This is a genomic window from Brucella sp. NBRC 12953, from assembly GCF_040369775.1.
Classification (GTDB): domain Bacteria; phylum Pseudomonadota; class Alphaproteobacteria; order Rhizobiales; family Rhizobiaceae; genus Brucella; species Brucella pseudogrignonensis.
The window spans coordinates 498,237-524,464 of sequence record NZ_BAABSV010000002.1 but is presented as its reverse complement, the minus strand read 5'-3'; the positions used below and the strand labels follow the sequence as shown (position 1 = coordinate 524,464).

Genomic DNA, 26,228 nt, shown 5'->3' with positions numbered 1-26,228 from the left:
GGAGTGCATGATGAAAATTACGGCCATTGAAACCGTACAACTGCCGCACCTCAACAATATTTTGTGGGTGCAGGTCCATACCGATGAGGGGATCATCGGCTTGGGCGAAACATTCCGCGGGGCCAATGCGGTTGCTGCCTATATTCACAGCGACATCGCTCCGCAATTGGTGGGCCAGAACCCTCTGGAAATTGATCGCATTTCAAAATTGTTGCTGGAGCCTTATGTCGGCTTCCGCTCTTCGGGTGTGGAAATACGTGCGGCTTCGGCCATTGATATCGCGCTTTGGGATATTTTCGGACAACTGACCAATCAGCCGATCCATCAGTTGCTTGGTGGTCTATCGCGCCCCTCGATCCGCACCTACAATACCTGTGCGGGCTATACCTATAACAAAAGCGGCGCCCGTCGTTATATCGGCGATCAGGATGACGCAAAGGAAGGCCCTTACGAAGATCAACTGGCGTTTCATCGTGATGCCGGAGCGCTTGCGCAAGGCCTCTTGTCGGAAGGTATTACGGCCATGAAAATCTGGCCGTTCGACCCCTTTGCGGTGAGCAGTGGCGGCAATTACATTCACGCAACCGATCTCGACAAGGCGCTCGTTCCATTTCGCCAGATCCGCGATGCGGTGGGCGATCAGATGGAAATCATGGTCGAGTTTCATTCGATGTGGGATCTGACATCGGCACTGACGATTGCGCGTGAACTCAAAGCCTTCCGGCCCTTCTGGTCGGAAGATCCTATCAAGATGATGAACCCGCAGGCGCTGGCCGTTTATGCGCGTCAGTCCGGCATTCCCGTCTGCGCCAGTGAAACTATGGCAACTCGTGCGCAGTTTCTCGATGTGCTGCGTGCCGACGCATCCGATTATGTGATGCTTGATATTTCATGGTGCGGCGGGCTTTCCGAAGCAAAGAAGATTGCAACCATGGCCGAGGCGTTCCAGCGCCCCATAGCGCCGCATGATTGTACTGGTCCGGTGGTTTTCGCAGCCTCGATCCATCTTTCTCTCAATGCGCCCAATGCGATTTTTCAGGAATCTGTGCGCGCCTATTACACCTCCTGGTATCGCGATCTGGTGACTGTGATGCCACGCATCGAAAAGGGTGTGATCTATCCGTTTGAAGGTGCCGGTCTGGGACTCAAACTCTCTGACTTTGTTCTCGATAACCCAGATGTGGTCCGTCGTAAAACGGGGGCTGTGTAATGGCCCATTTTCGCTGCATAGCCGATCTGCGCGGACAACTCACTGAAAGCCCTGTCTGGGATGACAGACGTAAAACGCTGTTTGCATGCGATATCAACGGGCAGAAAGTTTATGAGATTGATCTCGATAAAGGGCCTCTGCGCGAATGGTCTTTCGAGACTGAAGTTCCTTGTCTCGGGCTTGCGGAAAGCGGCCGACTGGTCGTTTCGCTTGCGCGCGAGATTATCCTGTTTGATCCCGAAACATTGGAACGCCAGACTCTTTGGGATGGTTATGACGAACCGGAAACATCGCGCCTGAATGACGGCAAGATTGGACCGGACGGAGCCTTCTGGATCGGGAGCATGGATGCGCGTCCACAGCGTGAAGCCATTTCAAAACTCTATCGTGTGACTGCTGATGGCAAAGCCGAAATCAAGGCGGAAGGCTTTGAGATTTCCAACGGTCTTGCATGGACTGCCGATGCTGCAACGATGTTCCACACAGATTCCCGTGGGCCATGGATTGATCGCTATGATTTTGACGTCGAAACCGGATCGATAAGCAATCCCACCCGCATTGCTGATCTCGACGAAGAGACGGGACGTCCTGATGGTGGTGCCTGCGATAGTGATGGCCATTACTGGAGTGCCGGAGTTTCTGCCGGTGTCCTCAACCGCTTTGATCGCAATGGAAAGCTGCTCGATCGCATAGCGGCTCCTGTTCCTGCACCGACAATGCCATGTTTTTGCGGCCCGGATCTTACGCTTCTTGCCGTCACGTCTCATCGCCTAGGAGCATCTGAAACATTGGAAGCTGCACCGCAATCAGGTGGTATTCACCTCATGCAGGCGCCTGTTGCGGGTGCGAAAATTGCCAGAATGAAGGGAGTCTGAACGGATGAAACATCTGCTTCTCACCGGCGCGTCAGGCAATCTGGGGCGTATGCTGGCTAAAAGACTGACACAGGCAGGCTATTGGCTGCGCTTGTCCGATATCGCACCGTTTCCCGATGTTATGCCGGAGAATGCCGAGTTCATTCAGGCCGATCTGATGGATGCCGGTGCCATTACCGAGCTTGTGCGCGGTACGGATGCGATTTTGCACTTTGGTGGCATCAGTGTGGAGCAGCCCTATGATGCGGTTGCCAAAGCCAATCTGCTTGGTGTTACGCATGTTTTTGAAGCGGCAAGGGCTGAAAAGCAGCGCGTCATTTTCGCGAGCTCCAACCACACGATCGGCTTTTATCCTCGCGACAAGGCGCTTGGCGCGGATGAATCATATAGACCCGACGGCTATTACGGGCTTTCCAAGGCCTATGGTGAACTGCTGGGGCGCATGATGTTTGACAAGCACGGTATTGAAAGCGTGCATCTGCGTATCGGTTCCTGCGTGCCCGAGCCAACAGAAGCGCGGCATCTATCGACATGGCTTTCGCATGATGATCTGGTTCGGCTGCTGATAGCAGCTGTTGAAGCCCCAAAAACAGACGTTGCAATCGTCTGGGGCGTTTCCGCCAATGCCGCGCGCTGGTGGGAGAAGGATGATGCAGCGCTGATTGGTTATGTTCCGCAGGATGATGCTTCCCGCTACGGCGATCTGGCAGAAACCGGCGATGCTGTATCACGCAGATTTCAGGGCGGAACATTCACCGCCCATGACTACTCGCGTGAGGAATGAAGCTGTGGTGCCCATGGTTGTTGAACTCAACGCTTATAATTATCGTTTGAGGCTTGCCCCCCAATATGGAGCAACTTTGCTTGAGGCAGAGTGGCACCACCCGGATGGCTCATGGGTAGAATTACTTGAGCCACTCGCAACACCCGAAGCGGGCCTGAAAGCAGGGTGCTTCGTGATGGCACCTTTTGCCAATCGTATAGATGGTGGGCGGTTCGCTTTTGGAGGAAAAACTGTTCAGCTGCCGATCAATGCGCCACAGGAAGGCATGGCTATTCATGGCTTTTCGAGGATGCATAGCTGGGAGGTGGTGGAGACCAGCGACAATCGGGTGCATGTGCGGGATGAGGTTCACAGTGACGACCACCCCTACTCATACAGGCTGGATCAAATCATCGATATTGCGCCTGATGGCTTTCGCATATCGCTGAGTATCCAGAATGAAGGCGACAGCGCTCTGCCGTTCGGCATTGGCTTGCATCCGTGGTTTTCTAAAACCAACAAGGCAACGCTTGAATTTCAATCCAATGGCGCACCACAGCTTGATACACGCGGATTACCACAAGGTATCCCCGAAGCTATCGACTGGTTTACTCCGGGAAACACAATTGCTCTGTCAAAATTGTCGCTGGTGAATTGCTGTTTCACAGGCTGGAACCGTGAGGCGACAATACGCTGGCCGGAAACATCAACTGGCCTCCGGCTTAAAGGCGAGGGCGCGTTGCGGCATCTTCATGTTTTCAATCCACAGGATCGCGCAGTCTTTTGCGCTGAACCGGTAAGTCACCTGCCGGATGTTATCAATAGGCCAGTGCTTGGTGAGGATGCAGCCATGACAGTTCTCAATCCTGGAGAAGCGCTGACGGGTGCTCTCCTGTTCTCCGCTCATCTTTTGCCAGACAATGCACCTGGCATTTGCAGAAATTGGCGCAGCTCAAATACCGGGAAGGCCCTGAAATGACCAGAAAAGCATATGAAGATCTGCGTTCTGCGCGCTGGATGTTGCCAGATGATCAGCGTTCTTCCGGCCATCGTTCAAGAACCATGCAGATGGGGTATGATCCGGTGGATTGGGAGGGCAAACCAATCATCGCAATCATCAATACCTGGTCGGATGCACAACCTTGTCATGCGCATTTCAAGGATCGTGTTGAGTGGGTGAAGCGCGGCATTCTGCAAGCAGGCGGTTTTCCGCTTGAGCTTCCCGCATTGTCGCTTTCTGAAAGCTATGTGAAGCCAACAACCATGCTCTACCGCAACATGCTGGCGATGGAGACGGAAGAGCTTTTGCGTTCTCATCCGGTTGATGGTGCTGTCCTGATGGGCGGCTGTGACAAGACCACGCCGGCACTCATTATGGGCGCCACCAGTGCTGGCTATCCCTTCATCTTTCTGCCTGCAGGCCCCATGCTTCGTGGCAATTATGCTGGAAAGACCCTTGGATCTGGCACGGATATGTTCAAGTTCTGGGATGAACGTCGCGCAGGCACCATTGGTAAGGAAGAATGGCAGGGCATTGAAGGTGGCATTGCCCGCAGCTACGGCCATTGCATGACCATGGGTACAGCATCCACCATGACAGTGATTGCAGAAGCCATGGGGCTGTCGCTGCCTGGTGCATCATCAATTCCTGCGGCTGATGCCAATCATCAGCGCATGTCAACGCAATGCGGTCGCCGCATTGTCGAGATGGTGTGGGACGATCTGACACCAGACCAGATTATCACACCGGCAGCGGTGAAGAATTCGGTTATTGTTGCAATGGCGACCGGTTGCTCCACCAATGCAATCATTCATCTGATTGCGATGGCGCGACGTGCAGGCGTTCCGCTTGAACTGGACGACCTTGATCGTATCGGACGAACAACACCTGTCATCGCCAATATCCGCCCCTCCGGTTCGACCTATCTGATGGAGGATTTTTATTATGCCGGCGGCATTCGCGCGCTGATGCGTCAGCTCGGCGACAAGCTTGATCCTTCAGCCATTACCATCACCGGAAAACCGCTGACGGAAGGGCTGGAAAAAGCGCAGATCTATAATGAAGATGTTATCAGGCCGTTGTCCAATCCGGTGTATCATGAAGGGTCACTGGCCGTCTTGAAGGGCAATCTCTGCCCGGATGGCGCAGTGATCAAGCCCGCTGCCTGCGACCCCAAATTTCATAGGCATACAGGCCCGGCGCTGGTCGCAGACAGCTATCCTGAGCTGAAGAAAATTATCGATGATCCTGATTATCCGCTGACGCCGGACACGGTTCTTGTGCTGCGCAATGCCGGTCCGCAGGGCGGGCCCGGAATGCCCGAATGGGGCATGATCCCGATGCCGAAAGCTCTGCTGAAGCTTGGTCTCAGGGATATGGTGCGAATTTCAGACGCGCGTATGTCAGGGACAAGCTTCGGTGCCTGTGTGCTGCATGTGGCACCGGAATCCTTTATCGGCGGACCGCTGGCTCTGCTCAAAACGGGTGATATGGTCGAACTCGATATTCCGGCGCGCAGTCTCAACATGCTTGTTTCTGAAGATGAACTGGCTGCCCGCCGTGCAGCTTGGCAAACGCCGGAACCCAAATATGAGCGTGGCTATGGCTTCGTCTTTTCCAAGCATGTCGAGCAGGCCGACAAGGGCTGCGATTTTGATTTCCTGAAAACCGATTTTGGTCGTCCGGTTGACGAGCCGGTCATTTATTAAGAGGCAGACCGATGTCAGACTATATTCTCTCCGACGAAACCCGCGCAAAATTGAAGAAGGTTTCAACCGCATCTGTTGCCACCGCTCTCTATAAGCGCGGACTGCGCAACCAGTTCATTCAAGGCTCGTTTCAGGTCGCACGCAAACCGGAAAACATGGTCGGTCAGGCTTTTACGCTGCGCTATATTCCAGCGCGCGAAGACCGCAATCCGATCACTGTTTTCCGTAATCCCGATCACAAGCAGCGTGTGGCCATCGAAACCTGTCCTCCGGGCTATGTGCTGGTGATGGATGCGCGCAAGGATGCGCGTGCCGCGACCGCAGGTTCCATTCTGGTGACGCGCCTTGCCTTGCGGGGCGCTGCAGGGATTGTCTCGGATGGCGGTTTTCGTGATGTGACGGGCATTGGTGAACTTGATATGCCCGCTTACTGCGCCAAAGCATCGGCCCCGACAAACCTCACTCTGCATGAAGCCATCGACATCAATGTTCCGATTTCCTGCGGAGATGCAGCGGTATTTCCGGGTGATGTGCTGGTGGGCGATGCCGACGGTGTCATGGTAATTCCGGCGCATCTTTGCGATGAAATTACCGATGAATGCGTTGGCATGGAAGTCTTTGAAGATTTCGTTCTGGAAGAAGTGAACAACGGCGCGGCAATTATCGGCCTCTATCCTTGCACCAAGGATGAGTGGGCTAAGAAATTTGAGGGCTGGAAAAACGAAAACAATCGTTAGAGCGCATCTCGAAAAGTGCGGAGCGGTTTTCGGAAAAAGATGCGCGTAAAAATAAATGGATAGAGCATTTCCAATGACTCAATCAAAACAGGAAATGCTCTAGAGCGCCGTGCGCCCTCCTGGGCGCATAAAGGTTGCTCTAACACTCTATATTTACAGCATAGTTTTACCTTAAACTGATTCAAGTTTAAGGAATTATGCTGTAGAGCGCATTATGCCGCGATAAGAAAACACCGCCTCAAACGGGCGGTGTTCCATTGTCGCGGAGAACTTCGCCCGCAAGATAAAGCGAGCCACCGATCAGAATGCGAGGCGGCGCTTCATCATCGAGCCAGCTGTCATGCAAAATCTTGAGTGCGTTCTCGACCGAATGAACAGGCTCAGCCGAAAGCCCGGCCTTCTGTGCACTGATCGCCAGCTCATTATTCGGGATACCCGCATCGCTTGATGGGATCGGCACGGTAAAGACGTGGCGTGCCATGCCCGTAAAGGCCTCAAAATAGCCGACAGGGTCCTTTGTGTTGATCATGCCGGTGATGAGAAACAACGGCCGTGTGGAACGTTCCTCGAGGTCGCCAAAGGCTTCTGCAATGACAACGCCTGCGCCGGGATTATGTCCGCCATCAAGCCAGATTTCCGATGCAGCAGGCGCGAGATCGAAAAGCTTGCCATGGGTGAGGCGCTGCATCCGCGCAGGCCAGTCCACGACCATCATGGCCTTTTCAGCGGCCTTGTCGGTAATGGTGAAACCAGCCATCTGCACGGCTTCAATGGCAGCGGCAGCATTGGCAAGCTGGTGACGACCCGGCAGGCGCGGTAATGGCAGATCGATCAGCCCGTCTTCATTCTGGAAGACCATGCGGCCATGTTCCTCGAATGCGAAGAAATCCTGTCCATAGATCGACAGAGGGCAATCCAGGCGATCGGCGGTTGAGATCAGCACTTCGCGCGCCGCGTCAAAGGGCTGGAAGCCGATGACGACCGGACAATCCTGTTTGATGATGCCAGCTTTTTCAACGGCAATCAGCTCGACACGGTCGCCCAGAAATGCCTGATGATCAACAGAGATCGGCATGATGAGGGATACGGCTGGTTCGGCAATGACGTTGGTCGCATCAAGGCGTCCACCAAGACCCACTTCCATGATGACGACATCAGCCGGATGCTCGGAAAACAGCACAAAGGCTACGGCGGTCAGGACCTCGAAAACCGTGATGTGTTTGCCGTCATTGGCCTGTTCCACGCGTTCAATGGCATCAGCCAGAACATCGTCGGAAACAAACTTGCCGCCATTCTTGGAGGCGAGGCGATAGCGTTCATGCCAGTTCACAAGATGCGGAGAGGTATGAACGTGAACGCCCAAGCCGCTCGCTTCCAGAAGCGCGCGGCAGAAAGCGCTTGCCGATCCTTTGCCGTTGGTGCCGGCAATATGGATCACAGGCGGCAGGTTGAGGTGCGGATTGCCGAGCTTTTCCAGAAGACCGCGGATGCGGTCTAAGGAAAGATCAAAACCTTTTGGATGCAATTGCATCAGCCGTTCGATAACGGCATCCGCTTTTCCTGTCACGATTACGCCGCCTTGCTGTCAGCTTCTGGCTTCTTTGGTGAAGGTGCTGCTACCGGAGCATCGGTATTGGCGGGCTGTCTGGTCATGATCTTGAGCAGACGTGCAATGGTTGACTTCAGCTCAAGGCGTGAGACGACCATATCGACCATGCCATGTTCCATCAGATATTCAGCGCTCTGGAAGCCTTCAGGCAGCTTTTCGCGAATGGTCTGTTCGATCACGCGAGGACCGGCAAAGCCGATCAGTGCGCCCGGCTCTGCAATATGAATATCACCGAGCATTGCGTAGGAAGCGGTCACACCACCCGTTGTTGGGTTGGTAAGAACGACGATGTAAGGCAGGCCAGCTTCTTTGAGCATTTCCACGGCAACAGTGGTGCGTGGCAGCTGCATGAGCGACAGAATGCCTTCCTGCATACGGGCGCCGCCCGATGCAGCAAAAAGAACCAGTGGACGCTTCAGCTCAATGGCCTTTTCAAAGCCCTGAATGATGGCTTCGCCAGCACCCATGCCGAGCGAGCCGCCCATGAAGCCGAAATCCTGAACGGTCGCGACAATCGGCAGACCTTCAATCGTGCCAAGACCATTAATGATCGCATCTTCCATACCGGTGCGCGACCGATAGTCCTTGAGGCGATCAATATACTTCTTTTCGTCGCGGAATTTGAGCGGATCGGTTGGAACCTTGGGGCTTTCCAGCGTCGTGTATTCGCCATTGTCGAAGAAGAAACGCAGACGGTCCTTGCCCTTGATACGCATGTGATGGCCCGAGCCGGGGATCACGAACTGATTGCTCTCAAGGTCTTTATGAAACACCATTTCACCGGTCGATGGATCTTTGATCCAAAGGTTTTCCGGCATCTCGCGACGTCCGAGCATCGAATTGATCTTCGGACGAACGTAGTTGGTGATCCAGTTCATGACGTTTGGTTCCGTTTCTTGTTCTTCAAAAAACTCTAAAGCTCGTCGCGTTTTATCGAATTCACACGACGCTCTTTAACTCGTTATCTCAACGCATGTCGTCACCGGAAAACCGGTTCCCACTTTTGGGGGACATGCTCTAGCTTCTTAAATGGACGATTTATTGGGCAGCTTCAAGGCGTGTTGCGCGAACACTTGCTGCCAATGCACTGACAAGTTTGGTGACAGCAGCTGCCGGATCACCCTTCACCTTACCATTTTCATCGAGTTCGCCCGCGACTGCTTTGACGATAGCGGTGCCGACAACAACGCCGTCAGCTGCCTCAGCAATGGCTGCGGCCTGTTCAGGCGTCTTTACACCAAAGCCCACACAGATCGGCAGATCGGTGCTCTTCTTGATGTGACGCACAGCATCCGCAACTCGCGCCGTATCGGCAATTGCCGAGCCGGTGATGCCGTTCATCGAGACGTAATAGACGAAGCCCGACGAGTTCGTCAGTACCTTTGGAAGACGCTTGTCGTCAGTGGTCGGCGTGGTCAGGCGAATGAAGTTGAGGCCTGCCTCGGTTGCCGGAATGCAGAGTTCCTTGTCCATTTCGGACGGCAGGTCGACAATGATAAAACCATCAACGCCGGACGTCTTGGCATCAGCGAGGAAACGCTCGACGCCATAGATGTAAATCGGGTTGTAATAACCCATCAGGACGATTGGCGTTGTGTCGTCCTCTTTACGGAAATCGGCTGCCAGTTGCAGGGTCTTTTTCAGTGTCTGCCCGGCTGCAAGTGAACGCAGGCCAGCAGCTTCAATCGCAGGGCCGTCAGCCATCGGATCGGAGAAAGGCATACCAAGCTCAATCACATCTGAGCCTGCTTTCGGCAAAGCCTTCATGACGGCAAGCGATGTCGCATAATCGGGGTCGCCGCCCATGAAATAAGTGACCAGTGCTGGACGTCCTTCGGACTTGAGCGCTGCAAATTTGGTGTCGATGCGTGTGGTCATACCGTGCCCCGTGGCAAAATGCGCGTAAGATAATCGGCGGTGGATTGGCCGGACATAACCGTCTCCATCCAGGCGCGCCGTTCAAAGTCGATGATCCCCAGTTCCCATACGCAGGCCATCAACAAAGGCTGTGCGGGCATGAACTCAATCTCGTCGCCGAGTTCAGACTGCCAGAGAATCTGTGTTGCGATGCCACCTTCCAGCCACCAGTGCAGAAGAAGCCACAGGCTTTCTTCACCCTGATGCAGAATAGCAAAACCAGCGCCGAGATGCGGCGTATGCTCAAGCTTTTCTGCAACCGATGCGATCTGTCTGCGGGCGATACCACGAGCCGCTTCTGCAAGCGGATTGGAAGGATCGGCTTCAATGATGCTGAGCTTGATTGTTGCCGAACCACACTCCGTCAGTCCGTCGAACCATGCGGCCCGCGGTCTGTAAGCATTGGTGTCGACAACAGCGTGGCTCATGCAATCCTCACATTTCCATGCCGAGCAGCTGCCCGACCGTGTGAACGTCCTTGTCGCCGCGACCGGACAGATTGACGATCATCACCTGATCCTTGCCCATGCTTGGTGCCATCTTCACGGCTTGCGCAATCGCATGAGCGGATTCAAGCGCTGGAATAATACCTTCAACGCGGGTGCAAAGCTGGAAAGCTTCAAGCGCTTCGTCGTCGAGGATCGGCACATAGTCAACGCGGCCGCTGTCTTTGAGCCATGAATGCTCAGGACCAACGCCCGGATAGTCGAGACCTGCGGAAACTGAATGGCCTTCGAGAATCTGGCCATCTTCGTTCTGCAGCAGATAGGTGCGGTTGCCATGCAGAACGCCGGGGCTGCCTGCACTCATCGAGGCACAATGCTCAACGCCATCAAGACCGCGACCGCCAGCTTCAACACCGACGATCTTAACCGATGCGTCGTCCAGGAACGGATGGAACAGGCCAATTGCGTTCGATCCGCCGCCGACGGCAGCAACGATCACATCCGGCAAACGGCCTTCCTGTTCAAGAATCTGCTTACGCGCTTCGACGCCAATCACCGACTGGAAATCGCGCACGAGTTCCGGATAAGGATGCGGACCAGCAGCGGTGCCAATCAGGTAATAGGTGTCTTCAACATTAGTGACCCAGTCGCGAAGTGCTTCGTTCATGGCGTCTTTGAGCGTGCCATTGCCAGCCGTGACAGGCTTTACTTCGGCACCCAGCAGTTTCATGCGGAAGACGTTTGGCTTCTGACGTTCAACGTCGGTGGCACCCATATAGACCACGCAAGGCAGGCCGAAGCGGGCTGCAACGGTTGCCGATGCAACACCGTGCTGACCAGCGCCGGTTTCAGCGATGATGCGGGTCTTGCCCATGCGCTTGGCAAGCAGGATCTGGCCGAGGCAATTGTTGATCTTGTGGCTGCCGGTATGGTTCAGGTCTTCGCGCTTGAAGTAAATCTTCGCGCCGCCCAAATGTCTGGTCAGGCCTTCAGCATAATAAAGCTTGGAAGGGCGACCGGCATAATAGGTCGAAAGATCGGAGAGCTCGGCCTGAAATTCAGGGTCGTTCTTTGCCGTATCATAGGCTTCCTGCAATTCGAGGATCAGCGGCATCAGCGTTTCGGCGACAAAGCGTCCGCCAAAAATGCCGAACATGCCTTCTTCATCCGGGCCTGTCTTATAGGAATTGGGTTCAACCGGCTTGTTCAATGCTGCCACTCCGTCATGTGCAGGCTATTTGTCTGGCATCAGACACAGCCTGAAAGAATTCTCTAATAAGACGCACATCCTTTTCGCCAGGTGCGCGCTCTACGCCGGACGATACATCGATACCCGGCGCACGCGTATTTTGCAGCGCCTCGGCAATGTTGCCCGCGTTCAGTCCACCGGAAAGCATGTAATCGACACTTTCGTCAAGCGCGTCGAGCAATGTCCAGTCAAAGGATACACCATTGCCGCCGGGAAGGTCTGAACCTTTCGGCGGTTTGGCATCAAAGAGAAAGCGATCTGCGATACCCTTATAAGGCGCGATCACTTCGAGATCGTGCGCGTCACGAATTGCAAAAGCCTTTATCACCGGCAGGCCATAGCGCTTCTTCACAAAGCCCACGCGTTCAGGCGTTTCATGGCCATGCAGCTGCAACATGTCAGGCTTTAATTCGCGAACGATTTCATCAAGCGTTTCGTCATCCGCATCAACGCTCACAGCAACCACTTTGGCGCGGCCTTTTGCTGCTTCACGCAGACGCCCTGCATCAGCGGGGGTAAGATGGCGTGGGCTCTTTGGAAAGAAGATGAAGCCAATATGCGTTGCTCCGCCATCGAGAGCAGCATCGACTGCTTCAGGCGTTTTGAGACCGCATATTTTTATATCAAAAACCATGGCGTTTCCGTCGCACATATTGCGACGGGACTCAAGCCGTTCCCGGCGCTGTTTCGACTGGCGCGTCATCATAACCCTGTGCGATCAGGGTATCATACGCTTCCATGACCTCAAGGGGAACTGCCTGCGCAATCTGAAAACCCAGTGCCGGATATTCCAGAATGCGCCGCAAATCGCCTGTCATTTCACGGACCAGCTTTTCGAATCCGTGAGCCGTTGTCGGCTGATCTTCGAAAGATGTAGCGGGTGCTGTGACAAAAGCCTTGGCTTCCGGCCATTGCCGGTCAACCGTTGCACGCACGCGGCGTTGCGTCTGTGGTTTGGTGACGAAAATCGGACTGATGGCACCTGGCACCATCTTTTCGCGCGAAAAAAGGATGTTTTCGCCGATATTGGTCGCTTTTGGCTCGATGATGATCGCGCTTTCCGGCACGCCTTCAGCAATTGCGATTTCCGCAAAGGCTTCGGCCTCCGATGCCTTGTAGAGCCCTTTGGTCCAGTTACCGCTATGGCCTGTGAACATGAGCCAGGTGCCAAGGCCCTGCATGTAAAGACTAGCCGCATGTTTTGCGACGCGGGTATCATAACTGCCTAAGCCGATAATGACATCGGCGGTCTGAAGTTCGTCATAGATGCAATGGTAATCCCATAGCACCCGGGCGGCATTTTGAATATTTGATGTCATGTAAAGTCGATAGCCTGTAATGCGCTGCCATTGCGCTTGAGCCATGCTTTGCAGCGCTCGGTATCGGGGCAAAGCTCTTGGCAGAGTTTCCAGAATTTCGGCCCATGGTTCATCTCGATCAGATGCGCCACTTCGTGGGCGACGAGATAGTTGATGACGGGCGGCGGGGCCATGCCGATGCGCCATGAAAAGGAAAGCACGCCATCGGAAGTACACGATCCCCAGCGGCTTTTGGTATCCTTGAACCGGACCGCCTTGGCTTTGCGGCCCACGGTTGCCGTATGACGGGCAACCAGTTGCTCGATGTCGCGTTTGACTTCGCGCTTGAGGTAATCGGCGACGCGCCGCGAAAGATGTGCGGGGTCGCCATGAACGAGCAGAATATTGCCTTCCAGCAAATCCACCGTGCCACGTCCGGGCTGATGGGTGATGAGATGCGGCACACCGCGAATGGGTATTTTCACACCCACACGAAGGCCAGCCTGATCGGGCAATTTTGCAATGCGGCTTTCAATCCAGCCTTCATGGCGGATCAAAAAACTCTGCACTTCACGGTCGGGCAAACCCGGTGGAATTGTAACACGCAGACCCTTGCCGCCGGTCTCAATCCGAAGTGTCAGGCGTTTGGCGCGCGGGTTTTCAAGCACGCGCAAAGGCAATTCACGTCCTGCGACCGCATGAATGCGTTCGCTTCTGACTGTCGCCGACTGTTTAGCCTTCGATGAACGAAATAAGGAAAAGCCCATTCCTTAAAAATAAGTGATTCGCGAAAAAAGCCAGAAATTTTTGACGTTCAAAGCAAAACGACGCGGGTGAAGCATAATCCGACCGGAGTGGAACGAGGATCGATAAGATTATGCATTGGGTAAAAAAAGCTTAGAGCGCAGGTTTGATTCACTCAAACCGGGTTGCGCTCTAAGCCCGCGTCGCAACAGTTATTACATCAATAATTTAGCGGTCAAATATCCGTGACATCGTTGCTGTCGGTCTTTGCTGGCGTGCGTTTGCCATTGGCGCGACGCTCATTCATGAAACGCTCGAACTCTTCCTTGTCGCGGGCACGGCGAAGTTCCTGCGCATAGGCTTCGAAGTCGGCGCGGGCTTCTTCAAGCTTGCGGCGTTCTTCAGCCAGACGGTCGAGTTCGTCGCGGCGCCAGTCATCGAAAGCCGCATTGCCGGTCGTGCCGCCAAAGCCGAAGCTTTCACTTTTACCGCAGTTGCGGAAAGAGCCGAACATTGAGTCGGTCTTCTCGTTAACTTGGCGTTTGAAATCACCAAGGCGGTCGCCCCAGATGATATAGGCGAGCATGGCGAGGCCAAGCGGCCAGAAGAAGATAAAGCCCAGCACCATCAGCGCGATTGTCGCTGGTGTCCATGCGGGGCGGATCAATGCAGAATTTGTCATGGTCTACTCCGTTTAATTCAGGGCCGTTCGCTTAGTCTCGCGGCTTGAATTTGACGTGGTAAACCAATTGCGGCTTTTCAAGAATGTTGTGGGCCTGTTCCCGCAATGCGAGAGCTAAGCAATGTGATTATCTCGGAAATTTTTTCCGTAAATGTTCAAGCGTTGCCACTCCAAGACCTGCAATCAACGCCCAGAAGGCTGAACCGACGCCGAAAAAGGCAATACCGGAGGCGGTGACAGCGAAGGTTACGATAGCGGCCAGCCGTTCTTCTTCATGCTTGAGTGCCAGCGACATTGCATTGATGAACGGCCCCATGAGAGCAAGACCAGCGACCAATGCAATCAGCGTTGCAGGCAGAACGGCAAAGATTGCCACCAGCGAAGCGCCGAATAAAGCGAAGACCACATAGAATGCCGCATAAACGGGCCCGGTCATCCAACGTTTGGTCGGATCGGGATGGGCATCCGGATTGGTACAAAGGGCGGCTGAAATGGCGGCAAGATTGCTGGTCCCTGCACCAAAGGGGGCGGTCAGCAGAGAGAATAGCCCTGTCACCCTTAGTGCGGCGCTGGTTGGTGGCTCATAGCCGGATGCTCGTAATACGGCAAAGCCCGGAAGGTTCTGAGACGCCATCGTCACCAGATAAAGCGGAAGCGCGATGCCGATCATGGCGCCGATGTGAAACTCTGGCCAGATCAGCGTGAGTGTCGAGATCTCTGGCGCAGGCAATTGCGGAATGCGTCCTGTCAACAGCGCATAAGCCATGCCGAGTACGAGCACGGCAATGACGGCGAGTGATGGATTGAACAGGCGGATGATGAAGAAAAGCGCTACCAGTGGCAGAACGAAACTCGGATCAAGCGAGACAGATTTTGCAGCTGCAATGACGAAGCTAAGCAACACTCCGGCCAGCATTCCCGAAGCAACCGATGCCGGAATGCGTGAAACAAGCGTTGAAAGCTGACGGACCAATCCGGTGAGGATCAGCGCAAGAGCTGTTACGATGAAAGCGCCCACGGCTTCAGGCATGGTAAAACCGACACTTGCGCCGATCAGAGCGAGACCTGGTGTGGACCACGCCGCGATGATCGGCATTTTGTAGCGCATGCTAAGCCATGCGGATGAACCAGCAATAGCCAGACACACTGCCGTCACCCAGCTTGCTGTTTCGGCCTGCGTTGCGCCCAGCACATTGGCCGCCGCAACAATGAGCGCCAGCGTGCTGCCAAAGCCGACAATGGCAGCAACAGCAGAAGACGCAAAAACCGAAAAGCGCATGACTTAGTCTCCGAAAGATATACGTTCGGCGAGGGCCGATACGGTGCGGATCAGCAGTTCCAGGTCTTGCGGGCGCGAAAGACGATGGTCGCCATCGCGAACCAGCGTCAGCGTCACATCATCAACCGGCAGATGTTCAACGAGCTTAAGCGCATGTTGGTAAGGCACGGCCTCATCCTGCATCCCTTGCAGGATATGCACCGGACAACCGGTCTCGATAATGCCCTTAAGTACAAGATTGTTACGACCGTCTTCGATCAATGCGCGTGTATAGATGTAAGGATTTGGCGAGTATTCTGAAGGCTCTTCAAAATAGCCCTGTTCCATCAGATCTTTCTTCTGTGTGTCGGTCAGCGATGGTTCGACAAGCTCGGCAGTAAAGTCCGGGGCCGGAGCAATCAGAACGATCCCGGCAGGAGACTTGCCTGCTTTCTTCAGTTCCTGCGCCATGCGCAACGCAATCCAGCCGCCCATGGATGATCCGACGAGGATTTGCGGGCCTTCCGCATATTTGTCTAAAACCGTGAGGCTTTCATTCAGCCAACGTGAGATTGTGCCCTGATTGAAGTCGCCGCCCGACTCACCATGCCCTGAATAATCAAGACGCAGAGCGGAGTGCCCGGTCTTCTCTGCCCATTCATCAAGAACAACAGCCTTGGTGCCAAGCATGTCGGAGCGATAGCCACCAAGCCAGACAATGCCGGGAGCAACCTGTCCCGCACGGTTGCGGACTGCGATTTTAGCGCCATCGACATAAATAAAATCGGGTTCAGCTGCTCTCATGTTTGGTCTCCTGAATTGGCAGGCACTCTATCAAATTCTTTTCATTTGCCATTTCTGCCCGTCAGAGAAAACCTTTCGCCGGGTCACTCCCTTGAAATATTGAGGAATGTGACCGATATGTCGCTTTACACTCCCGAAATACTTCTTTCTTCGTCGGGGGTGATTTTCCCAGTCAAAGATGCTATTGACTTTACCGCTCGCTTGACCACATTTCCGCGTTAAACAGGGGTTTGATGGGGGAATGCCGTCGCGGGCAACGAAATTAAACCGCCTATGACGTTAATAATCAGGAGATAACGACCATTCGCCGACCGTTCAGAGCGACGCCGGTCCAGAAAGACGGACCGCGCTCCAACCGTGATATCCGGGTTCCCCGGGTCCAGCTTATTGATGCCGAAGGCCATAACCACGGCAGTATCCCGACGCAGGACGCCATTGCGATGGCAGAAGAAGCGGGTCTCGATCTCGTTGAGATCGTGCCAAACGCTGAACCACCTGTGTGCAAGATCGTGGATCTCGGCAAGCTGAAGTATCAGAATCAGAAAAAAGCCTCCGAAGCCCGCAAGAAGCAGAAAACGGTCGAAATCAAGGAAATCAAGATGCGACCGAACATCGACACTCATGACTATGAAGTGAAGATGAAGGCTGCACAGCGTTTCTTCGAAGAAGGCGACAAGGTCAAGGTAACACTTCGTTTCCGTGGCCGTGAAATGGCCCACCAGGAGCTCGGAATGAAGCTTCTGCTGCGTGTGAAAGAAGATACCGTCGAAATCGCCAAGGTGGAATCCGAGCCAAAGCTCGAAGGCCGCCAGATGATGATGGTTCTGGCTCCCCGCTGATTGTAAATTCCCGCCTTTGAAAAGCCGCCTTCGGGCGGTTTTTCTTTTTCCAGAATCACCCCACTTTCAGAGAAAACCATGAAAACATTGGGCGAACTGGGCAAATATCAGCAAAGACGCCGTCTTGCGATTGCTCTTCTTATCGGACTTCTTGTTGTCGCACTGTTCTTTGTGCGCTCGCGGTCAATTGGGCATTTGCATGAATATATCGAATCATTCGGCATAAGCTTGATCGTTGCAGCCATTCTCGGACGCATGTGGTGCACGCTTTATATCGGTGGTCGCAAAAGTGCCGAGATCGTGCAGACCGGCCCTTATTCGATGACGCGTAATCCGCTTTATGTGTTCAGCAGCATCGGCGCGATCGGTATCGGCGCGCAGACGGGCAGCATCATCATTGCGCTGGCCTTTGGCGTGCTATGCTATCTGGCTTTTGCAACGGTCATCCGCACGGAAGAGAAGTTCCTCAAGGCCAATTTCGGCAAGCCCTATGAGGATTATTGCGCTCGCGTGCCGCGATTCTTTCCAAGCTTTTCACTGTTCCGCGATGATGATGAGCTCAGGGTAAAGCCTGATCGACTGTATCGGACCTTTACGGATGGCCTGGTGTTCTTTGTGGCCTATCCGTTCTTTGAATTCATTGAGTACCTTCAGGACATCGGTACATTACCGGTTCTGCTGCGACTTTATTGAGTTTGAGGCACGATTCAGCCTGTTTCACGTTGATTCAGGCATTGCGTTTTCTGGCCTTTAAGCCTATAAGGCCGCGTTCGAACCGCCCGGCAGGGCATGCCGTGGCGGTTTCGTATGCTTTTCGGACTTGGTCGGTCTGGAAGTAAAACAAAGTTCCGGTCTTTTGCAGGACGGACGCCTTTTCAAACAAGAGGCGTGGAGTGCTGCAAGCACGACGGGGACTAAACAAAGGAGTAGCAAAATGCCCAAGATGAAGACCAAATCGGCTGCTAAGAAGCGGTTCAAAATTACTGGCACTGGCAAAGTTGTAGCTGCGGCTGCAGGCAAGCGCCATGGCATGATCAAGCGCTCGAACAAGTTCATTCGCGATGCACGCGGCACCATGGTGCTCTCGGACGCAGATGCGAAGATCGTAAAACAGTTCCTGCCTAACGGCCTCTAAGCCGTCTATCCTCTAAGGAGATCATATCATGGCACGTGTAAAACGCGGCGTTACCGCCCACGCCAAGCACAAAAAAGTTCTCGACCAGGCTTCGGGTTTCCGTGGTCGTCGTAAAAATACGATCCGCACTGCTAAGGCTGCTGTAGATCGTTCGAAGCAGTATGCTTACCGCGACCGCAAGAATCGCAAGCGTACGTTCCGCGCTCTCTGGATTCAGCGTATCAACGCTGCTGTTCGTGAACAGGGCCTGACCTATGGCCGTTTCATCGACGGTCTTGCTAAGGCAGGTATCGAAATCGACCGTAAGGTTCTTTCCGACATCGCAATCCATGAACCTGATGCGTTCGGTGCGCTGGTTGCGTCGGCAAAGAAGGCTCTCGAGTACCTCAAGAACACCGAGACGCCAAACGCTTTTGAAGGCGCTGTTCGCTAAGCCAGCCCTTCCCAAGTGATATTTTGAATTTGGGGAACCCGCGCTGGCTCGGCTGGCGCGGGTTTTTCTTTCGTATCTGGCGCCAATGGCGCGACCAAGAGGCGTCGAGTGTCCCCTGGACACGAGAGGGATGTAAACCAAGAGGCGTGGAGCGCGTTCAGCGCGACAGGGATATAGACAATGAGCGATCTCGAACAACTCGAACAAACGATCATGGGCGAAATCGCTGCTGCCAGCGACGAGCAGGCGATTGAAGCGGTGCGCGTTGCAGCACTCGGCAAAAAAGGCACTATCTCTGAAAAGCTCAAGACGCTGGGCAGCATGACACCGGAAGAGCGTCAGGCGCAGGGTCCGGCCATTAATGGTCTTAAGAACCGCGTCACCGAAGCGCTAACTGAACGCAAGACAGAGCTGCGCAAGCAAGCCATTGCAGCGCGCCTCGAGCGTGAGAAGGTCGATGTGACCCTTCCGGTTCGCGAAAGCGCTGCTGCGCGTGGCCGTATTCATCCAATTTCTCAGGTTATCGATGAAATCACTGCAATTTTCGCGGATATGGGTTTCTCGATTGCCGAAGGTCCGGATATTGAGACCGATTATTATAATTTCACGGCGCTGAACTTCCCTGAAGGCCACCCGGCGCGTGAGATGCACGACACCTTCTTCTTCAATCCAGACGAGAAGGGCGAGCGCAAGCTATTGCGCACGCATACCTCGCCAGTGCAGGTCCGCACGATGGAGAAGTTCGCAGCCATTCGCGATAAGGAAGGCCGTGACGAACCGATCCGCATCGTCATTCCCGGCAAGACCTATCGTATGGATTCCGACGCTACCCATTCGCCGATGTTCCATCAGGTCGAAGGTCTGGTCGTCGATAAGTCGGCTAATGTCGCCAACATGAAGTGGGTGCTTGAAGAGTTCTGCAAGGCTTTCTTTGAAGTACCAAACGTCACGATGCGTATGCGTCCGAGCTTCTTCCCATTCACCGAGCCATCGGTTGAGGTTGATATTCAGTGCGACCGTTCCGGCCCGCATGTGAAGTTCGGTGAAGGCACGGACTGGCTTGAAATTCTGGGCTGCGGCATGGTGCATCCGAATGTGCTGCGCGCTTCGGGTTATGACCCGGACGTCTATCAGGGCTTTGCATGGGGTATGGGTATCGACCGCATCGCCATGCTGAAATACGGAATGCCTGATCTGCGCGCCTTCTTTGATGCCGATGTGCGCTGGATCAACCATTACGGGTTCCGTCCGCTCGATCTGCCAACGCTGTTTGGTGGCCTGAGCGCATGACGCAACTGCCCGAACCTTATCGCGATGCGGTGACTTTTGCCTTTGGCGATTCGCCGGAACTCGCCGATGAGTTGCTTGCGCTCGTACTGGCAGGTCGCAAGACTGCGACCTGTGCCGCGCTTGCCTCGTTCGGTGAAGACGGCGAGCCGATGCCGGTCGTCGGACGTCGTGATGTGGTTCTGGATGGTCTTGGTCAACCTGCCGCGGTGATCGAAACAGTAGAGCTGACGGTCCGCCGCTTCGATGAGGTTGATGCCGCATTTGCGGAACAGGAGGGCGAAGGCCCGCTGGAAGAATGGCAAAAGGGGCACGAGGCCTATTTTCGCCGCAACGGCGGCTTCTCCCTTGATATGGAATTGCTTTGCGAGCGCTTTCGCGTGGTCGAAGTGCTCAAACGCTGAAATTTAGGAAAGAACACGATCATGAAATTCACGCTTTCCTGGCTCAAGGATCACCTTGAAACCGATGCGACGCTCGATCAGATCGTCGAAAAGCTCACCGATATTGGTCTGGAAGTGGATGGGGTCGATGACCGCGCTGCTTTCAGGGCCTTCAAAGTCGCCAAGGTTTTGACGGCAGTTCAGCATCCGGATGCCGACAAGCTGCGCGTTCTCTCGGTTGATACGGGCGAAGGCCAGCCGGTTCAGGTTGTTTGTGGTGCTCCGAACGCGCGCGCCGGTCTCGTTGGTGTTCTGGGCCGCCCGGGCGACTATGTGCCGGGCCTTGATGTTACGCTTTCGGTTGGCAAAATCCGCGGTGTTGAAAGCTTCGGTATGATGTGTTCCGAGCGCGAGCTGGAACTTTCTGATGAACATAATGGCATTATCGACCTTCCGGACGATGTTCCGGTCGGCACGAGCTTTGCTGCCTATATGGGTCTTGATGATCCGATTATCGAAATCGGTCTGACGCCAAACCGTGCGGATTGCACTGGCATTCGCGGCATTGCCCGTGATCTGGCAGCCGCTGGTCTTGGCACACTCAAGAATACCCTGCCGGATGCGGTAAAGGGTGAAGGCGAAACACCTGTTAAGGTCATTCTTGATCAGGATGCAGAAAACCCGTTCTGCAACGGTTTTGCCCTGCGTCTGGTCAAGGGTGTGAAGAACGGCCCAAGCCCGAAATGGATGCAGCAGCGCCTGAAAGATATTGGCCTGCGCCCGATCAATGCGCTGGTCGACATCACCAATTATGTAACGTTTGATCAGGGCCGTCCGCTGCATGTTTTCGATGCGGCCAAAGTTAAGGGCAATCTGACAGTGCGCGCGGCAAAGGATGGCGAAACTATCCTTGGTCTTGATGGGCGCGAGCATAAGTTCAAGCCGGGCATGTATGTGATCGCCGATGAAAACGGTCCCGAATCGATCGCCGGTATCATGGGCGGAGAGCATTCGGGCTGCGATGAAAACACTGTCGATGTTCTGATCGAATCCGCTCTTTGGGACCCGCGCACAATCGCACGTACGGGCCGCGAACTGGGCATTGTCACCGATGCGCGCTATCGCTTTGAGCGTGGTGTCGATCCGGAAATGATGGTTCCGGGTGCAGAATTGGCAACCAAGCTGGTGCTTGAACTCTGCGGCGGTCAGCCGACAGTTCTCGACGTGGTTGGTTACACGGCACCGACCGCACGCGTGATCGATTTTCCGGTTACGGAAGTGAAGCGCCTTACCGGCATCGATGTTTCCTATGACGCATCTTTCGACATTTTGAAGCGTCTTGGCTTCGGCGCTGAAGGCGATGGCAAGGTCATCAAGGCAACCGTGCCAACATGGCGTGGTGACGTGGAAGGCAAAGCCGACCTCGTTGAAGAAGTCATGCGTATCCATGGCATCAATCAGATCGAACCACAGCCGTTGCCGGGCCTTGGCACGGTGAATGGCCGTATTCTGACGACATTGCAGATCCGTACGCGTCTGGCACGTCGCACACTTGCTTCGCGCGGCATGATGGAAGCTGTGACCTATTCCTTCATTTCCGAAGCGCAGGCCAAAGCCTTTGGCGGTGGCAAACCGGAACTGAAGCTGGCGAACCCGATCGCAGCTGATATGTCGGATATGCGTCCTTCGCTTCTGCCGGGCCTGCTCGCAGCCGCGCAGCGCAACGCAGATCGCGGTTTTGGCGATACGGCATTGTTTGAGGTGTCGGGCATCTATGAAGGTGACAAGCCGGAACAGCAGCGCCGCGTGGCCGGTGGTGTCCGTCGCGGCACGGCTGGTGTTGAAGGTTCGGGCCGTTTCTGGTCTGGTAATGCAGCACCTGTTGGTGTTTTCGATGCCAAAGCTGATGCTCTGGCTGCCCTTGAAGCAGCTGGCGCGCCGGTTGATCGCATCCAGATCGAAGCCGGTGGTCCGGAATGGTTCCATCCGGGTCGTTCGGGCACGCTGAAGCTCGGACCGAAGGTGGTTCTGGGTTATTTCGGTGAATTTCACCCTGATACGCTGGAAGCGCTTGATGTTTCAGGCACGCTTTGCGGCTTTGAAGTCTATATTGATGCCATTCCTGAGCCGAAGGCAAAGGCAACCCGCACCAAGCCAGCTCTGAGCCTCTCGCAGTTCCAGAGCCTCAAGCGTGACTTCGCTTTCGTCGTGGATGCAAGCGTTGAAGCCGGTAACGTCGTGAAGGCCGTTTCGTCGGCTGACAAGAAGCTGATTGCCGGCGTGCAGGTGTTTGACGTCTTCACAGGCGCTTCGCTTGGTGAAGGCAAGAAGTCGATTGCGGTTGAAGTGTTGTTGCAGCCACAGGATCGCACGCTGACCGACGAAGATCTGGAAGCACTGGCAAAGCAGGTGATCGCAAATGTCACCAAGCAGACCGGCGGCGTTCTTCGCGGATAAGAATGAAACAAAAAGCCCGGCTTTTAGCCGGGCTTTTTTAACCTCGTAAACCGATACAATTGCCCCATGGGTCTTTGACCTGACACATGCGCATGTCGTCTTGAATATCGAGCGGCCCGCGATAAAGCGTGCCGCCAATGGCAATCAAATGCGCAAGCATTTCATCGAAATCCTCGACGTGCCAATAGACAACACGTCCCGCAGCACCCGATGAAACTTTTTCATCTGCCGGAACAATTTCCAGATCCACATCGCCGATCTGCAGATAGCTGAAATCAAACGCTTCAAGATGTTTGAGAACAGCTTGCGGAAAGGCTTTGAGATACCACTCGATTGCCATCTCAACATCGCCGACATGGATCAGAACGGCGGATATCGTGCCACTCATGCGGGGACAGCCGCACGCGCAGGCATGGCAAGCATGGCCATGTCGATGATCTTCTGTACAGCTTCGCGGGAATTGCCATCACGGGCCTCAAAAGAAATGCTTTGCTGGATCATGTGATAAAATTCAGTCATTTGCGCGATGTCAGTTTGTTCTGGCAGATCGCCTTCTGCAATGGCGCGCTTCAGACGCTGTGAAAGCCGCTCATGATTTGTGTGACGAACACCCTGAAGGAACGCCTTCACATCGGCATTTTCAGGTTTGCACTGGATAGAGCTCACACTGATCATACATCCGCCAGCAGGACACGCAAAAGCGCTGCCGGCGCTTAGTTCCAGCCATTGCCGCATACCGTCCTGAATGGTGCGCGCATTTTCGAGTGCTTCGAACGGAACGGCGCCAATCGTGCGGCTATAATAGTCCACAGCTTCGCGAAACGCCTGCTCCTTGTTGCCAAATGCTGCGTAAAAGCTCGGCGGCGTGATGCTGATCGCCGACGTAAAATCGTTGATCTGGGCGCATTCATAGCCTTTTGCCCAGAAGACTTTCATGACTTTTTCCAGCGCAGTATCGCGGTCGAAACTGCGCGGTCGGCCGCGCGGAACCATTTTTCGCCCTTTCTGTAGTCATCCTTATATAATTTGCTTGACGCTCCGGAGCAAGGCGATATGAATTATGTAGTATCGACTATATAAATAGGATTCGTCCCATGAACGAAGTGTGTGATTCTGCCATCACGGCGGAAGGGGTTTCTGCGTCTTCAAGCGAGGCGCGCGCAATCCCACTGGTGGTTTATTGCCTGACGCTTGGCGTCTTTGCACTGACCACTTCCGAGCTGATGATTTCCGGCATGATGCCAGCACTTCAGGAGGCTTTTGGCCGCTCGATTTCCGATATTGGTAATCTCATCTCGGTCTATGCTCTCGGCATGACGATTGGTGGTCCGCTGGTGACAATACTATTTCTGGCGCTGAAGATTGAAAATAAGCGCGGGCTGCTACTGCTTCTGATCCTTTATGCTGTGGGGCAAAGTGTGGCTGCCTCAACCAGCAATTTCCATGTGATGTTGGTGGCGCGTGTCTTCACCGGCATGGCAGCGGCGACAAGTTTCGGCCTGATGCTGGCGATCACTGCGCAGCTCGTAGTGCCTGAATTACGTGGTCGTGCATCGTCGCTGGTCTTTGCAGGTCTCATGCTGTGCACTGTTTTGGGCGTGCCGCTGGCAACCGCTATCACCAACGCTTTCGGCTGGCGGGCAAGCTTCTGGGCGATTGTGGTGCTGGTGCTGTTTTGTGCGTTGGTGATTGCGCTCAAAATCGAAGCAAAGCCAAATCATGCGGAAGTAAATCTGCGCTCCGAGCTCAAAGAAATGCGCAAGCCACGGTTATGGGCAGCTTATGCAACCAGTGCCCTGGTGATCGGTGCCTCCTTCTCGGTTTATAGCTATCTTTCGCCAATTACTGCGAAACTGGCTGGCTTCCCGGAAGCGCAACTGCCTTACTTGCTGGCGGTTTATGGCGCTGCAAACATCATCGGCAATTACATTGTTGGTCACTTTGCGGACCGTCATACGATTGCGACTATCTTTATCGGCATTCTGATCATGCTGGCGGCAATGCTGATCTTTGCAATCTTTGCGGAGCTGAAATTTGCAACCATGCTGGCAATCGTCATGATTGGTCTTACGGGCATTGCGCTTAATCCCGCTTTCATTGCCCGCGTCATGCGGATTGCGCATCCGGGCGCGCTGGTCAATGCGATGCACGCATCTGTCATCAACATCGGTCTGGGCCTTGGGCCATGGGCAGGTGGTCTGGCGCTTCAATCCGGATATAGCCTTCATGCGCCGCTGTGGGTGGGCTTTATCATGACGCTTCTTGGTCTGTTGAGTCTCGCGCCCCGCGCGTTGCGTCGGATGTAATTTTCGACCTGCAAATAAAAAAGCCGGAGTTGATGCCCCGGCTTTTTGTATCAGAAGGGATGATTAATCCTTCGAGAAAATGGTTGCGCTCTGCGATGTCGAAACCATGGTGTTGTAATCACTAACAATCCACTGAAGATCAGAAGCGGCATTACCCTTGCGGGCATCGCCCTTGGTCTTTTCCAGCTTTTCCTGGAAGTCACGCAGCTTGCCCAAAAGGCTTGCAGGGCGGGATTCAAAAACATGGAACGAGTTTGGATGCTCGGTTGCGTAATCGTCCATTTCGCGAACGGCAGCCGCGTAAGTGTCCATGGCTTTGCCAAAGGCTTCCATATCGACAACTGGCTTTTCATTTTCCGGCAGCAGTTCAACAACTGCATTGGCACGCATCATGACATTGCGAACCTGCCAGTTGGCTTTTTTGCCTTCGGCCTTTTCAAGCGCATCAAGTTCGGCAAGATCGATTTTGGCCTTTTCCTCGCCTAACAGCGCATCGACATGCTTGCGTTCTTTGGTGAACTCTGGCGCATATTCGGCGATCTGTTTGTGGAATTCCTTCGCACCAGCAAACTTGTCGGACTTATAGTCCTTGCGGTCGTAATATTTGCTCGCCTTATCAACCACCGGGGCAAGCTTCTGATAGATCGCAATATAGCTCACCATCGCTTCATCAAGCGCGGGAAGTTTTGGGTCTGCCTTGGTGGCTTCTTCAGCTGCTTCAATTTCGCTACGCACATCGTAAAGCGAGTAAAGGCCGTAGACATTGCGCTCCTTACCGGTCGGGCCCTTCTTCATGTCGACCCAGCTATCATAGCGGTCGAGCGATTCCGAAGCGCGAATGGTGCGGTTGAGAAGCGAAACATAGGCGTTCATCTTTTCAATTGCGGCATTCGGATCGGCCTCATCGGCAGTTTGCGCGAAAGCTGCGGTCGGCAGAATGACCGCGAGAAGCGTGAACAGGATCGCACGAGGCGAGAAGCGTTTCATGTGGTTTTCCCTCATTGAGCACATTCTAAAAACGGTAAAATGATTGCAGTGCATCGATTTTAAAGGCCGGAAGTATGTCCCCGTCCGTCCTAATTATTCT

General features: G+C 54.3%; 29 protein-coding genes. 14 read left to right on the top strand and 15 right to left on the bottom strand.

Features of this window, described 5'->3' with window-relative positions:
* The first annotated feature begins 10 nt into the window (after positions 1–10).
* The 6 genes from ABWV94_RS06385 to ABWV94_RS06360 are packed head-to-tail and all read left to right on the top strand — an operon-like array spanning position 11 to position 6,294.
* Positions 11–1,210 carry a mandelate racemase/muconate lactonizing enzyme family protein gene (locus ABWV94_RS06385; protein WP_113496152.1) on the top strand — a complete coding sequence of 400 codons (1,200 nt, stop codon included), beginning with the start codon at positions 11–13 and terminating at the stop codon, positions 1,208–1,210.
* On the top strand, positions 1,210–2,085 hold the full coding sequence (locus ABWV94_RS06380) for an SMP-30/gluconolactonase/LRE family protein (RefSeq protein WP_113496151.1): 876 nt from the start codon (positions 1,210–1,212) through the stop codon (positions 2,083–2,085). The genes ABWV94_RS06385 and ABWV94_RS06380 overlap by 1 nt, the downstream gene beginning before the upstream one ends.
* Before the next feature lie 4 nt (positions 2,086–2,089).
* Complete coding sequence (locus ABWV94_RS06375; protein ID WP_113496150.1) at positions 2,090–2,869, top strand: NAD-dependent epimerase/dehydratase family protein; 780 nt, start codon at positions 2,090–2,092, stop codon at positions 2,867–2,869.
* Positions 2,847–3,827 carry an aldose epimerase family protein gene (locus ABWV94_RS06370; RefSeq protein ID WP_162761625.1) on the top strand — a complete coding sequence of 327 codons (981 nt, stop codon included), beginning with the start codon at positions 2,847–2,849 and terminating at the stop codon, positions 3,825–3,827. The genes ABWV94_RS06375 and ABWV94_RS06370 overlap by 23 nt, the downstream gene beginning before the upstream one ends.
* Positions 3,824–5,557: an L-arabinonate dehydratase gene (gene araD, locus ABWV94_RS06365; RefSeq protein WP_007872608.1), complete on the top strand. Its 1,734-nt coding sequence runs from the start codon at positions 3,824–3,826 to the stop codon at positions 5,555–5,557. Before ABWV94_RS06370 ends, araD begins: the two co-directional genes overlap by 4 nt.
* An 11-nt stretch (positions 5,558–5,568) precedes the next feature.
* Positions 5,569–6,294: a ribonuclease activity regulator RraA gene (locus ABWV94_RS06360; protein ID WP_064322262.1), complete on the top strand. Its 726-nt coding sequence runs from the start codon at positions 5,569–5,571 to the stop codon at positions 6,292–6,294.
* Positions 6,295–6,532: 238 nt separating this feature from the next.
* Here ABWV94_RS06360 and ABWV94_RS06355 read toward each other — a convergent pair whose 3' ends face one another.
* The 12 genes from ABWV94_RS06355 to ABWV94_RS23355 form a co-directional block, all read right to left on the bottom strand.
* Positions 6,533–7,825, bottom strand: coding sequence for a bifunctional folylpolyglutamate synthase/dihydrofolate synthase (locus ABWV94_RS06355; RefSeq protein ID WP_083898611.1), 1,293 nt, complete (start codon positions 7,823–7,825; stop codon positions 6,533–6,535).
* Between the two features lie 38 nt (positions 7,826–7,863).
* Positions 7,864–8,781, bottom strand: a complete 918-nt coding sequence (accD, locus tag ABWV94_RS06350; protein WP_007872617.1) for an acetyl-CoA carboxylase, carboxyltransferase subunit beta — start codon at positions 8,779–8,781, stop codon at positions 7,864–7,866.
* A 160-nt stretch (positions 8,782–8,941) separates the two neighbouring features.
* Positions 8,942–9,781, bottom strand: a complete 840-nt coding sequence (gene trpA / locus ABWV94_RS06345; protein WP_007872619.1) for a tryptophan synthase subunit alpha — start codon at positions 9,779–9,781, stop codon at positions 8,942–8,944.
* On the bottom strand, positions 9,778–10,248 hold the full coding sequence (locus tag ABWV94_RS06340; RefSeq protein WP_113496148.1) for a hypothetical protein: 471 nt from the start codon (positions 10,246–10,248) through the stop codon (positions 9,778–9,780). The genes trpA and ABWV94_RS06340 overlap by 4 nt, the downstream gene beginning before the upstream one ends.
* Before the next feature lie 7 nt (positions 10,249–10,255).
* Positions 10,256–11,476 carry a tryptophan synthase subunit beta gene (gene trpB, locus ABWV94_RS06335; RefSeq protein ID WP_113496147.1) on the bottom strand — a complete coding sequence of 407 codons (1,221 nt, stop codon included), beginning with the start codon at positions 11,474–11,476 and terminating at the stop codon, positions 10,256–10,258.
* A gap of 13 nt (positions 11,477–11,489) precedes the next feature.
* Entirely contained in the window at positions 11,490–12,149 is a 660-nt protein-coding gene (locus tag ABWV94_RS06330) for a phosphoribosylanthranilate isomerase (protein WP_113496146.1), read from the bottom strand.
* Positions 12,150–12,180: 31 nt separating this feature from the next.
* Positions 12,181–12,834 carry a YdcF family protein gene (locus ABWV94_RS06325; RefSeq protein WP_113496145.1) on the bottom strand — a complete coding sequence of 218 codons (654 nt, stop codon included), beginning with the start codon at positions 12,832–12,834 and terminating at the stop codon, positions 12,181–12,183.
* A complete protein-coding gene (locus tag ABWV94_RS06320) occupies positions 12,831–13,580 on the bottom strand; it encodes a M48 family metallopeptidase (RefSeq protein ID WP_064322264.1) in 750 nt (249 codons plus the stop codon). Before ABWV94_RS06320 ends, ABWV94_RS06325 begins: the two co-directional genes overlap by 4 nt.
* A 212-nt stretch (positions 13,581–13,792) precedes the next feature.
* On the bottom strand, positions 13,793–14,239 hold the full coding sequence (locus ABWV94_RS06315) for a DUF2852 domain-containing protein (protein WP_113496144.1): 447 nt from the start codon (positions 14,237–14,239) through the stop codon (positions 13,793–13,795).
* Between the two features lie 127 nt (positions 14,240–14,366).
* Positions 14,367–15,518 carry a benzoate/H(+) symporter BenE family transporter gene (locus ABWV94_RS06310; RefSeq protein ID WP_113496143.1) on the bottom strand — a complete coding sequence of 384 codons (1,152 nt, stop codon included), beginning with the start codon at positions 15,516–15,518 and terminating at the stop codon, positions 14,367–14,369.
* A 3-nt stretch (positions 15,519–15,521) separates the two neighbouring features.
* Positions 15,522–16,301: an alpha/beta hydrolase gene (locus ABWV94_RS06305; RefSeq protein WP_113496142.1), complete on the bottom strand. Its 780-nt coding sequence runs from the start codon at positions 16,299–16,301 to the stop codon at positions 15,522–15,524.
* A gap of 218 nt (positions 16,302–16,519) precedes the next feature.
* Positions 16,520–16,711, bottom strand: coding sequence for a hypothetical protein (locus ABWV94_RS23355; RefSeq protein WP_374891498.1), 192 nt, complete (start codon positions 16,709–16,711; stop codon positions 16,520–16,522).
* On the opposite strand from ABWV94_RS23355, the gene infC reads away from it, so the two are divergent.
* The 7 genes from infC to pheT all read left to right on the top strand — a co-directional run bounded on the left by infC (position 16,664) and on the right by pheT (position 22,835).
* Positions 16,664–17,140 carry a translation initiation factor IF-3 gene (infC, locus tag ABWV94_RS06300; protein WP_374844440.1) on the top strand — a complete coding sequence of 159 codons (477 nt, stop codon included), beginning with the start codon at positions 16,664–16,666 and terminating at the stop codon, positions 17,138–17,140. The two genes, ABWV94_RS23355 and infC, sit on opposite strands and share 48 nt — an antisense overlap.
* A gap of 78 nt (positions 17,141–17,218) precedes the next feature.
* Positions 17,219–17,833: a methyltransferase family protein gene (locus ABWV94_RS06295; protein WP_105519082.1), complete on the top strand. Its 615-nt coding sequence runs from the start codon at positions 17,219–17,221 to the stop codon at positions 17,831–17,833.
* Positions 17,834–18,074: 241 nt separating this feature from the next.
* On the top strand, positions 18,075–18,275 hold the full coding sequence (rpmI, locus tag ABWV94_RS06290; protein ID WP_007872654.1) for a 50S ribosomal protein L35: 201 nt from the start codon (positions 18,075–18,077) through the stop codon (positions 18,273–18,275).
* Between the two features lie 28 nt (positions 18,276–18,303).
* Positions 18,304–18,708 carry a 50S ribosomal protein L20 gene (rplT, locus tag ABWV94_RS06285; RefSeq protein ID WP_007872656.1) on the top strand — a complete coding sequence of 135 codons (405 nt, stop codon included), beginning with the start codon at positions 18,304–18,306 and terminating at the stop codon, positions 18,706–18,708.
* Positions 18,709–18,888: 180 nt separating this feature from the next.
* Positions 18,889–19,998, top strand: coding sequence for a phenylalanine--tRNA ligase subunit alpha (gene pheS / locus ABWV94_RS06280; RefSeq protein ID WP_113496141.1), 1,110 nt, complete (start codon positions 18,889–18,891; stop codon positions 19,996–19,998).
* Positions 19,995–20,399: an ASCH domain-containing protein gene (locus tag ABWV94_RS06275; RefSeq protein WP_105519083.1), complete on the top strand. Its 405-nt coding sequence runs from the start codon at positions 19,995–19,997 to the stop codon at positions 20,397–20,399. Before pheS ends, ABWV94_RS06275 begins: the two co-directional genes overlap by 4 nt.
* A gap of 21 nt (positions 20,400–20,420) precedes the next feature.
* Positions 20,421–22,835 carry a phenylalanine--tRNA ligase subunit beta gene (gene pheT / locus ABWV94_RS06270; RefSeq protein WP_113496140.1) on the top strand — a complete coding sequence of 805 codons (2,415 nt, stop codon included), beginning with the start codon at positions 20,421–20,423 and terminating at the stop codon, positions 22,833–22,835.
* Between the two features lie 37 nt (positions 22,836–22,872).
* Here the strand turns inward: pheT and ABWV94_RS06265 are convergent, their stop codons facing one another.
* The gene (locus ABWV94_RS06265; protein ID WP_113496139.1) at positions 22,873–23,223 is read right to left on the bottom strand and encodes a VOC family protein; all 351 of its coding nucleotides are present in this window, start codon (positions 23,221–23,223) and stop codon (positions 22,873–22,875) included.
* Positions 23,220–23,828 carry a TetR/AcrR family transcriptional regulator gene (locus ABWV94_RS06260; RefSeq protein ID WP_113496138.1) on the bottom strand — a complete coding sequence of 203 codons (609 nt, stop codon included), beginning with the start codon at positions 23,826–23,828 and terminating at the stop codon, positions 23,220–23,222. Before ABWV94_RS06260 ends, ABWV94_RS06265 begins: the two co-directional genes overlap by 4 nt.
* A gap of 101 nt (positions 23,829–23,929) precedes the next feature.
* Here ABWV94_RS06260 and ABWV94_RS06255 point away from each other — a divergent pair, with 101 nt between their 5' ends.
* Positions 23,930–25,141 (top strand): MFS transporter, encoded by a 1,212-nt coding sequence (locus tag ABWV94_RS06255; RefSeq protein ID WP_113496137.1) that lies wholly within the window; start codon positions 23,930–23,932, stop codon positions 25,139–25,141.
* 63 nt (positions 25,142–25,204) lie between these two features.
* Here ABWV94_RS06255 and ABWV94_RS06250 read toward each other — a convergent pair whose 3' ends face one another.
* The gene (locus ABWV94_RS06250; RefSeq protein ID WP_113496136.1) at positions 25,205–26,128 is read right to left on the bottom strand and encodes a YiiG family protein; all 924 of its coding nucleotides are present in this window, start codon (positions 26,126–26,128) and stop codon (positions 25,205–25,207) included.
* Between the last annotated feature and the right edge of the window lie 100 nt (positions 26,129–26,228).